This is a genomic window from Methylotenera sp., assembly GCF_013141425.1.
Classification (GTDB): domain Bacteria; phylum Pseudomonadota; class Gammaproteobacteria; order Burkholderiales; family Methylophilaceae; genus Methylotenera.
The window spans coordinates 20,407-30,755 of sequence record NZ_JABFRA010000045.1; the positions used below are offsets into that span (position 1 = coordinate 20,407).

The 10,349-nt window shown below is 43.2% G+C and carries 9 protein-coding genes; 7 read left to right on the forward strand and 2 right to left on the reverse strand.

Translation table 11 applies throughout. The features are described 5' to 3' along the window. The first annotated feature begins 71 nt into the window (after positions 1-71). The 4 genes from HOO90_RS03815 to HOO90_RS03830 all read left to right on the forward strand — a co-directional run bounded on the left by HOO90_RS03815 (position 72) and on the right by HOO90_RS03830 (position 5,927). Positions 72-3,962, forward strand: a complete 3,891-nt coding sequence (locus tag HOO90_RS03815) for a DUF3683 domain-containing protein (protein WP_292839630.1) — start codon at positions 72-74, stop codon at positions 3,960-3,962. 43 nt (positions 3,963-4,005) lie between these two features. Next, positions 4,006-4,515 (forward strand): DUF4188 domain-containing protein, encoded by a 510-nt coding sequence (locus HOO90_RS03820; protein ID WP_292839632.1) that lies wholly within the window; start codon positions 4,006-4,008, stop codon positions 4,513-4,515. Positions 4,516-4,925: 410 nt separating this feature from the next. After that, the gene (locus HOO90_RS03825; protein ID WP_292839634.1) at positions 4,926-5,588 is read left to right on the forward strand and encodes an OmpA family protein; all 663 of its coding nucleotides are present in this window, start codon (positions 4,926-4,928) and stop codon (positions 5,586-5,588) included. A 57-nt stretch (positions 5,589-5,645) separates the two neighbouring features. Beyond that, positions 5,646-5,927 (forward strand): hypothetical protein, encoded by a 282-nt coding sequence (locus HOO90_RS03830; protein WP_292839636.1) that lies wholly within the window; start codon positions 5,646-5,648, stop codon positions 5,925-5,927. 90 nt (positions 5,928-6,017) lie between these two features. On the opposite strand, the gene HOO90_RS03835 is transcribed toward HOO90_RS03830, so the two are convergent. Then, positions 6,018-6,767: a hypothetical protein gene (locus HOO90_RS03835; protein WP_292839638.1), complete on the reverse strand. Its 750-nt coding sequence runs from the start codon at positions 6,765-6,767 to the stop codon at positions 6,018-6,020. A 10-nt stretch (positions 6,768-6,777) separates the two neighbouring features. After that, positions 6,778-8,112, reverse strand: coding sequence for a phosphate regulon sensor histidine kinase PhoR (gene phoR / locus HOO90_RS03840; RefSeq protein ID WP_292839640.1), 1,335 nt, complete (start codon positions 8,110-8,112; stop codon positions 6,778-6,780). A 108-nt stretch (positions 8,113-8,220) separates the two neighbouring features. Between phoR and HOO90_RS03845 the strand changes: the two genes are divergently transcribed. The 3 genes from HOO90_RS03845 to HOO90_RS03855 all read left to right on the forward strand — a co-directional run. Further along, positions 8,221-8,706, forward strand: a complete 486-nt coding sequence (locus tag HOO90_RS03845) for a sigma-70 family RNA polymerase sigma factor (RefSeq protein WP_292839642.1) — start codon at positions 8,221-8,223, stop codon at positions 8,704-8,706. 28 nt (positions 8,707-8,734) lie between these two features. Continuing rightward, positions 8,735-9,715, forward strand: coding sequence for a FecR domain-containing protein (locus tag HOO90_RS03850; RefSeq protein ID WP_292839644.1), 981 nt, complete (start codon positions 8,735-8,737; stop codon positions 9,713-9,715). Positions 9,716-9,906: 191 nt separating this feature from the next. Next, on the forward strand, positions 9,907-10,349 hold a 443-nt coding region (locus tag HOO90_RS03855; RefSeq protein WP_292839646.1), incomplete at its 3' end, for an STN domain-containing protein.

Consider the following 10,349-nt stretch of genomic DNA (forward strand, 5'->3'; position numbering starts at 1 on the left):
CGCTTATTTGCAGCTAAGCTGCGTGTTATAATGCTACTTTTAATAGCCAAGCTATTCACAAAAAACAGAAAATGAACGCACCTCTTCCTAGCACTATTCAGAACGCAGAAGCACAACCTTCCACACGCTTGCGTGAAATCCCTTATAACTACACTTCGTTCTCTGACCGTGAAATCGTCATTCGGTTCTTGGGCGAATCAATTTGGGAAACTTTAAACGAATTGCGTGGACAGCGTAAAACGGGACGTTCTGCGCGCATGTTATTTGAAGTGCTGGGTGATTTGTGGGTGGTGACGCGCAACCCCTATTTGCAAGATGACTTGCTCGAGAACCCAAAACGGCGTAAAGCCTTGATCGATGCTTTGCAACACCGTATTGCTACCATCGATGAACGCAATACTGGCAGCACCGCGAGTGATAAAGTGCAAAAAATGGTAGAAGCTGCTAGAAAAGCGGTGGATAAATTTGCTGAAGATTTTCGTCAAACCTATGATTTGCGTAAAAAAGCACTGGCTAAGTTTACAAAAATCACACGCAAAGACAATGTACAGTTTGATGGATTGGCCCGTGTTTCACACGTGACTGACGCGACTGACTGGCGCGTTGAGTATCCATTTGTGGTGCTGAACCCAGATACGGAAAAAGAAATTGCCGCTTTGGTGCGCGCTTGTATTGAGTTAGGGCTTACTGTGATTCCACGTGGTGGCGGAACTGGCTATACAGGCGGTGCGATTCCGCTGACGGCTATGTCTGCAGTAATTAATACGGAAAAACTAGACCAACATACTGGCGTACAAATGCGCACCTTGCCTGGTGTGGCAAGACAAGTGGCGACGATTGAATGCGGTGCTGGCGTAGTAACACGTCGTGCGATGGAAGCAGCAAGTGATGCAGGCTTAGAATTTGCCTGTGACCCAACCAGTGCTGATGCGAGTTGTATCGGTGGTAATGTTGCCATGAATGCAGGCGGTAAAAAAGCTGTACTTTGGGGAACGGCTTTAGATAATCTAGCTTCATGGCGTATGGTGACGCCTGATGCCGAGTGGCTAGAAGTTGAGCGCTTAGACCACAATCTGGGTAAGATTCATGACATCGCCATAGCGCGCTTTAAGGTAAGCCGTTATGCCGAAGACATGAAGACCTTGCTGGCGAAACCTGAAATATTAGAAATCGCTGGGCCAAGTTTCCGTAAAATAGGCTTGGGTAAAGACGTCACAGATAAATTCTTATCCGGCTTACCAGGTATCCAAAAAGAGGGCTGTGACGGCCTAATTACCAGTGCAACTTTTATTTTACATCGCATGCCTAAACATGTCCGCACTGTTGCCTTAGAGTTCTTTGGTAATGTTTCACACGCGGTGCCGGCCATTGTGGAAATTAAAGATTATTTAGACGCGACCGCTAAAAAAGACCCGCTTGTGCTCATGGCAGGATTAGAGCACATGGACGAGCGCTATATCAAGGCGGTGGGTTACGCTACCAAAGCCGCACGCCAGCAACGCCCGAAAATGGTGTTAATTGCGGACATTGCCTCAGATGACGAAAATGCCGTTGGGGAAGCAGCCTCACATATTGTGCGCTTATGTAATGCCCGTAATGGTGAAGGGTTTATCGCCGTTTCAGCGGAAGCGCGTAAAAAGTTCTGGTTAGACCGCGCCCGTACCGCGGCCATTGCCAAGCACACCAATGCTTTTAAAATCAACGAAGACGTGGTGATTCCATTGCCACGTTTAGGTGATTATTCTGATGGCATTGAACGCATTAACATTGAGCTTTCGATTAAAAATAAGCTGAAGTTGCTCGACGCGTTAGAAGTGTTTATGCAAGGTGATTTGCCATTGCAGGCCGATGAAGATGGTAATGCCGATGCGGAAATGGTGAAAGCCAAACAGGTAATGGCTTTGCAACACATTGCAAAGTTGCGCGCTAACTGGAGTTTGATTTTAAACAACTTAGATGCACCAATATCGTCGTTAAATACAATATTAACGACAGTAGACAGCACGTTAAATCAGTATGAAAATGTTTTCCGTGCAGTACAATCGTATGATTTACGCATCTCTTGGAAGCGCGAGTTGAAGCGCCCCATCGCCGATATTTTTGCAGGCCGTGAGTATCAAAAAATACTGGATAAATGCGATGAGATTCACAAAGCTGTACTCAAAGGTCGCGTGTTTATTGCCCTGCACATGCATGCGGGTGACGGCAATGTACATACCAATATTCCTGTTAACTCAGACGATTACGAAATGATGAATGCCGCACACGAGGCAGTTGCCCAGGTGATGGCGTTAGCAAAAGGCCTGGATGGCGTAATTTCAGGTGAGCATGGTATCGGCATTACCAAAATGGAGTTTTTGGAAGCTTCAACGATAGAGGCTTTTACTAAATACAAAAATAAAGTCGATCCGAACGGCCACTTTAACAAAGGCAAGTTATTGGCTGGTTCTGGACTTGAAAACGCCTATACGCCTAGTTTTGGCTTGTTGGAGCAAGAGTCTATCATTATGGAGCAATCTGCCATCGGTGAGATTGCAGATTCCATCAGCGATTGTTTGCGTTGCGGAAAATGCAAGCCAGTGTGTACAACCCATGTACCACGCGCTAACTTGTTGTACAGCCCGCGTAACAAAATTTTAGGCACATCGTTGTTGATAGAAGCCTTCTTGTATGAAGAGCAAACGCGGCGCGGTATTTCGCTGAAACATTTTGATGAGTTTAACGATGTGGCCGACCATTGTACGGTATGCCATAAATGTTTAAATCCATGCCCAGTGGATATCGATTTCGGTGATGTTTCTGTGGCCATGCGTAACTTCTTGCGTGAACAAGGTAAAAAGAAATTTAATCCAGGTACTGCAGTGGGGATGGCGTTCCTGAATGCCAAAGATCCCGCAACGATTAAGTTAATGCGTACCTTTATGATTACGATTGGCTATCGCGCGCAAAGTTTTGCACATGGATTGGCAAAGAAATTCCACCTGTTAAAAGATAAAATCAGGCCGCCAGCCACTGTTGGCAAGCCAGAAATCAAGGCGCAGGTGATTCATTTTATCAATCGACCGATGCCTAAAAAAATGCCAACTAAAACTTCACGGGCACTATTGGGTATTGAAGATGACAGCATGATTCCTGTGATTCGTAATCCACAAACAGTGACGGAAGATTCAGAAGCCGTGTTTTACTTCCCAGGTTGCGGCTCAGAGCGTTTGTTCTCAAACGTTGGGTTGGCCACGCAAGCCATGTTGTATGAAGTAGGCGCAATCACCGTATTGCCTCCAGGTTACTTGTGTTGTGGTTACCCGCAAACGGCAAGTGGCAATCACGACAAAGGTCAAGCCATCACCACAGAAAACCGGGTGTTATTCCATCGCGTGGCCAATACGCTGAATTACTTGGATATTAAAACGGTCATCGTGTCATGCGGTACGTGTATGGATCAGTTGCAAAAATATGAGTTTGAAAAGATATTCCCAGGTTGCAGGTTGTTGGATATTCATGAGTATTTGATGGAAAAAGACGTGAAACTGGCAGGCATTACGGGTACAAAATATATGTATCATGATCCATGCCACACGCCGATGAAGACGTATAAGCCACTTGAAGTGACCAATAAACTGATGGGTACCGATGTACAGTTAAATGACCGTTGTTGTGGTGAAAGCGGTACGTTTGCCGTTGCCCGCCCAGATATTGCTACGCAGGTCAAAATGCGCAAGCAAGAAGAACTGGAAAAAGGCATGGGTAAACTAGGCTTAACCGTGGGCGCACCTGAAGAAAAAGTGAAAATTTTGACTTCATGCCCGAGCTGTTTGCAAGGTTTATCCCGTTATGGCGAAGATACGGGCATAGAAGCTGATTACATTGTGGTTGAGATGGCGAAGCATATTCTGGGCGAGAATTGGATGCAGGAATATGTAGCGCGCGTGAATAATGGTGGGATTGAGAAGGTGTTGTTGTGATAATGTAGTTTGTTGATTTTATTTTTTATAAAGGAGAATCGTAATGAATACTCCAGTTAATAGAAAAACTGTTGATTTAAGCGCCTATCCAGAGTTGGTCGTAATTTATCTTGGTATCCGTGTAAATATCCTTACAGGATTAAAGACCGCGATTGGCCTTGGCCCTCAGATTGATGCCGCTGGAAGAGCCAGGCCAGAAGGACTTCTTCACTATGAAAATAATATTATTTTTAGCGTATTCCCATTTCATATCGGTATGCGTTGGTATTGGAGAGATTTTGAATCTATGGAGCTTTGGGCTCGTTCAGCACCACATCGCGAGTGGTGGCAGAAATTTATCAAAAATTCAGGAGGTACAGGCTTTTGGCATGAAAGTTATTTTATGACTGGTGGCATGGAGGCTGTGTATGATGATATTTTTAAACCTACAGGCTTACATGCATTCGCTCCAGTAATTGATGCTCGTGGGTCTTCATTTTCATCACGTGGGCGTATGAAAAAAGGAAGTGAGCCTAAGCAGCCAGTTGGTACTTCAGAATCAGAAATTTATTAATTGTTCTTAAGTTTAAGTACAATATAGTGAAATACTAATATGGTATTGTGCCAAAAGAAAGTAACCAAACACAAATCATCGGAATCTCAGGCGCGGTAGCAGGGGGATTAAACTCGAAGGCGCTAAATCTCAAGGCTTAAATCTAAGTGCAAAAATCTATTAAATCCTCTCATTCTTTGAATATCTAACAATAGTAGTTTTAAGACGCGAAAATCATTACGATTCTTTACGTTTAGTTAACCTGCAGATTAAATGAATGTTGGTAAACTAAATCGGCTAATGTTCGTTAACCAACATATATATTTTTTCAGCTGGTTCATAATTGGTTTAATTCGTGAATTTTCAATAAATTTTTCAGCAATATTTTTGTTTTTCAAAAAAGATCATTTCATAAAGTAGAAGGAGTTGATATGCGTAATAAACTAATTGTAAGTTCATTTTTGATGGCATTTGTTTTGGGCGGTTGTGCCAATATGACGGAAACGCAAAAAGGCACAGCGAAGGGCGCAGGTATAGGTGCGGCGGCAGGTGCGGTGGTTGGTGCAATTGCTAATGGCGGTAAAGGCGCAGCTATCGGTGCGGCAGTTGGTGCGGCAGCGGGTGGTGTGGCGGGTAATGTTTGGACAAAACGTCAAGAAGAGCAGAAGCGTCAGATGGAAGAAGCGACAGCTGGCACAGGCGTAGCAGTAACACAAACGGCGGATAATCGTTTGAAACTGGATATTCCAAGTGATATTTCATTTGCAGTCGGTCGTGCAGACATCAGCCCAAATTTTAGAGAAATTTTGAATACGTTTGCAACTGGCTTAGTAAATAATCCAAAGAGTAATGTGACAATTATCGGCCATACGGATAGCACGGGCACCGATGCAATCAATAATCCGCTCTCATTGAATCGTGCTGCGAGTGTGCGTGATTATTTAACAACTAGAGGTGTTGCTTCAAACCGTTTTGTGATTGATGGTCGCGGTTCGCATGAGCCTTTGGTGGCGAATGATACTGTGGCAAACAAGGCAAAAAATCGCCGTGTTGAGATTTTTGTAGCTGAACCTGCGCCTACAGCAAATCCATAAGGTCTAAATTCCATAAGACCTAAATTTAGTACCTGTGAATTTATTAAAGGAAATTAAATGAATCAATTTTTAAAAGCAATTTTACTCAGTTTAGTGCTTGCTACAGCTGCAACAGCCTGCAGTAAAAAAGCGGAAGATGCCGCAGCGGAATCTGCTGAAAAAGCAAAAGAAGCGGTGACAGAAATAAAAGAAACGACGATTGATGCAGCAAAAGACGCTGCAGCTAAAACCGAAGATGCTGCTAAGGATGCGGTCGATGCCACGGCAGAAGCCATTGGTGAAGTGAAAGAGGACGCAGCCGAAGTTGTGCAAGAAGCGAAGGATGCCGTAGCCAAGTAAGCTTATTTGAAATGGAAAAGAATAAAAAAAGGAGCGCAAGCTCCTTTTTTTATTGCATAACACATTCATAAAACGTGATGTAATCTCAACTCAGAAAGGCAGAAAAACGGCCGTTGCCAAGCTTTGCATGACACGTGAAATGAGCCGTTGAGATTTTTCAGCCAATGCAATGGCAAATAAATCGGTGCGACCAATTATTTTGCCAAATTCACGCTCAAAAGATAAATTTTTGTCTTTATCGTTAATTTCATTACTCAAAAGATATAGTTTACCAGTTTCATCGCGGGCGTTAGCGAGCTTCCATGCGGCTATCTCCATGTTTCTTGCTAAGTTGTACATGTGCTGTGGGTCGATGCTATCGCTTAAATAAAAGTCTGTTTTGCCGCCATGCGCTTTCAGTAACATGGTTTGTAAACCCACAATAAAAGCTAATACGCGGTCACCAGTAAAGTCCGCTTTAAAGGCTAAAAATATCGCCTCAGCGCTTTGCAGGTTATTAATGGTCTCAAATTGATAATGGTGCTGGGCACCACCATCAAACACCCAAGTCACCATTTTTTCAGCCCCATCTGGCGTGCTTTTATGCAGTTCTTGCGGGTTGCGTTTATAAAGCTTTAGCATCAGCAGGCGCAAGCTTTCAGTGTTTTCCCGCACTTCTACATCGGCCATGCGATCAAAATCCGATTTTCCCAGTTGGTTAAACGTGCTGCGGTCTTGTTGCTCAGGTATGGTTTTTTCTGGAAGTGCCGACGTATTGTTCGATGTTGTCGTGCAGGCGCTTAGTATGCCGAACAGTGCGAGGCTAAGGGTTAAATTTCTGAGTGTTTTGGTAAGGCGCATAGTGAAACAACTACTTTTTCATGACGATGCGTGCTTTGGGAAACACCGCACTAAATCTGCTACCCACACCTAATTCGCTAGAAATCTCTAACTTCGCTTGATGGCGAATCAAAATATGTTTAACGATGGATAAACCTAGTCCTGTACCGCCTGTTTCGCGGCTACGGCTTCGGTCTACGCGGTAAAAACGTTCAGTGAGTCTGTCAATATGCTGTTGTTCAATGCCAAGGCCTGTGTCACGGACTGAAAATGCTGGCTCGCCATTTTGTAATGCCCAACTGATAAATATCTCACCCTTTTTGCCAGAGGTTTTGTCGCCTGTAGGCGTATAGCGTATGGCATTACTGACTAAATTGCTAAATACACTACGCAGCTCATCTACCGCGCCGTTTAGGTTGAGATTGGGGTCAGCCTCTAGATAAACTTTATGTTTGGTTTTATTGAGGCCTTGGCTCAAACCAATGGCATCGTTTTGTACTGATTTTAGCAAACTCGCCATGTCGATTTCGTTGTCGTCAGGGTCTTGGGTATTGCTTTCGATGGTAGATAAAGTGAGCAAATCTTCAATAATGCGGCGCATGCGCAGTGTTTGCTCTTCCATCATGGCGAAATAACTTTTTAAGCTATCGGGTACAGCACCCTCCATATCGCCTAAGGTTTCTAAAAATCCACCAACAACGGTCAATGGCGTGCGTAGCTCATGTGAAACATTGGCAATAAAATCACGGCGCATGATATCCACTTTTTCACGCTGTGTCATGTCGCGGCTAATTAAAAGCTTTTGCTTATTGGCGAAAGGAATCAACTGCACTTCTAGCACTATCTCAGGGTTACGCCAAGATTTCAGTTTAAAAGGTTCGTCATATATTTCGTTATAAAGATAAGCAATAAAATGACTATCGCGGATTAAATTAACGATGGGTAGGTTTTTATCGGTCGTTAAACTCAGCCCAAGTTGACTCTCTGCATTCGGTGTACACCAGTCAATTTCGTTCGATGCGCTCAATATCACCAAGCCATCTGGCATGACTTGGGTAGCCAGACTAAAGCGTTCTAAAGCAGAATTTAACTGCGTTTGGTTTGATTGGTTGTTACGCTCATAATGCAGTAAGGTAATAAATACATCTTCCCAAATGCCAGAACCTTCCGGGATTTTTTTAATATCGGGCGACTGAAACCAGTGTTGTAATGCATGCAGCCAATAAATATGACTACCAAGATAAATTAGCAGCCCTACAACAAATGCTAACAATGCCGTGGTTAAGCTGGTGATTAGCCATAAAAATAAGCTAATAACGCTGAGCGCGCAGATAAACAAAACCGCTTTCCAACGAACGTCTATCACAGTGTTTTGGTAATTAATTGCATGGTTGAATTATAAGGGCAAATATGGAATTTTAATTTTAGAAAAAAGTTAAATGATATAATTTGTGTCATGTTTAGCGCATCTCTTTTGCAAAATCAACAATTTCAATATATGTACCAGAGTCACCGTACTTGGGTATATGCGTGGTTATGCAAAAAAACGGGCTGCATACACGATGCCGCAGACATTACGCAAGATACTTTCATTAAATTATTACATCAAGTTGATTTAACTGAAATTATTGAGCCGCGCGCTTATTTAACTACTATCGCACACGGTTTAATGGTCAATCATTTTAAGCGTCGCGCCATAGAAAATGCCTATTTAGAGGCACTTTCCCGCTTTCCAGAATCTGCCATGCCCTCACCAGAAGCACTTTCTATTGCCATTGAAACTTTAGTCAATATCGATAATATGCTGGATGGCTTGCCAGAAAAAATGCGCATGGCCTTTTTGTTATGTCAACTAGAAGGTTTAAGTCATGCTGAAATTGCCGACAAACTGTCGGTTTCAGTGAGCTCTGTGCGTAAATACATTACCAAGGCTTTGTTGCACTGTGTGGCAGTAAAATAAAGCGTGATATTTTCACAATAAAAATAACATGAGCAAACAAAATCCTGATGTGATGCAAACTGCCGCTGATTGGTACGTTACGCTAAGTTCAGGTAAGGCTACCAGCCAACAAGTGCAGGCCTGGCAAGCGTGGCTAAACGCGCACCCGCAACACACGCAAGCTTGGCTAAAGTTAGAAAACGTCACCCAACAGTTCTCTATGATCGATTCAGTTACGGGCATGGAGGTGTTAAGCCAGCCAGTAAAAATTAAAAACAAAACCTCAGAACTATCGTCACATTCGCGCAGGCAAGCGCTCAAGCATTTAAGTATTTTGTTGGTTGCAGGCTCAACAGGCTGGCTAACGTATGAGCAAAAGCCTTGGCAGACCTTAATGGCTGATTACGCTACTGAAACAGGCAAGCAGCAACAAGTCGCTCTGCAAGATGGCACAAAATTATTTTTAAATACCAATTCGCTAGTGGCCATCAATTACACCACGCAAGAGCGCAATATTCAGTTGTTAAAAGGCGAAATTTTAATTGAAACCGCTCATGAGCAAAGCGCTGTTTATCGGCCGCTAAGTGTGATTACCGAGCAAGGCAAGCTCACTGCGCTTGGTACACGGTTTAGTGTAAAAGTGAATGATGAAAGTAATGATTTAAATGTCTATGAAGGCGCGGTAAGCGTTCAAGCAGTCAATAGCAGCGGACACATCGTTGTGAACGCAGGCGAGTTTATGCGCTTTTCTGCGGAGCGATATCAAGCAAAAACAGCGCTGGATACTAGCTCAGACGCATGGGTTAAAGGCTTTATTGTGGTGGATAAAATGCCTTTAAATACGTTTATTGCAGAAATTTCAAGATACAAAACAGGCGTCATCAACTGCGACCCTAGCATCAGCCAGCTTGAAATTTCAGGTGCCTATCCAATCAATGATATTGATGCCACATTAGCCAGCGTAAGTAAAACGCTTAATTTGCGCATTGAAACATTTACCCGTTATTGGGTGACGCTAAAACCTGCATAGCTAAATTAGTACTTTATTTTTTGGTTCTGAAAAATATATTTTCAAAACCATTGTCACTTTTCAATTCTCAATTGACATAGAGGTATAAACAAATAATAACGCGTGACCCTAGCACAAGTTATTTTTATTAAACATTGCATTTTTATCGACATTTTTTTTGATAAAAGCAAATAATTGATGGAAATACCTCAATGGTCAAAGTCGTTAATATTCAGCATGCTCAATTTAAATACTATAAGTTACGCCAACTATGCATTGCCGCCATGTTTACTGGCGTTATGCTTTCCACAAAGGCCACGGCCGAGCCTGCAAATATCCCCGCTGGGCCATTAGGCAAAGCGCTTTCAACATACGCCTCACAAAATGGCGTATTGCTCTCATTTGAGCCAGCCAAAACAGAAGGCAAAGAAACCAAAGGCTTAAAAGGCAACTACAGCACTAAAGAAGGCTTCAAAGAGTTACTTAAAGGCACCGGCCTAGAAATTATTAACGACCAACGTGGCGGCTATTATTTAGATAAAGCCACACCACCAGCACCTGTGAAAGAAAACATCCCAAGCCTAGGTGAAAAGCCAAAAGAGTTTAAACTCGATAGAATCCAAGTACGCGCCAAGCGCTTTCACGAAATTGGCCC

Bases quoted from the DNA above. Each gene is read 5' to 3' on its own strand.
- HOO90_RS03835 (WP_292839638.1), bottom strand. From the start codon at position 6,767: ATGCGCCTTACCAAAACACTCAGAAATTTAACCCTTAGCCTCGCACTG.
- HOO90_RS03815 (WP_292839630.1), top strand. From the start codon at position 72: ATGAACGCACCTCTTCCTAGCACTATTCAGAACGCAGAAGCACAACCT.
- HOO90_RS03850 (WP_292839644.1), top strand. From the start codon at position 8,735: ATGAGCAAACAAAATCCTGATGTGATGCAAACTGCCGCTGATTGGTAC.
- HOO90_RS03820 (WP_292839632.1), top strand. From the start codon at position 4,006: ATGAATACTCCAGTTAATAGAAAAACTGTTGATTTAAGCGCCTATCCA.
- HOO90_RS03830 (WP_292839636.1), top strand. From the start codon at position 5,646: ATGAATCAATTTTTAAAAGCAATTTTACTCAGTTTAGTGCTTGCTACA.
- HOO90_RS03825 (WP_292839634.1), top strand. From the start codon at position 4,926: ATGCGTAATAAACTAATTGTAAGTTCATTTTTGATGGCATTTGTTTTG.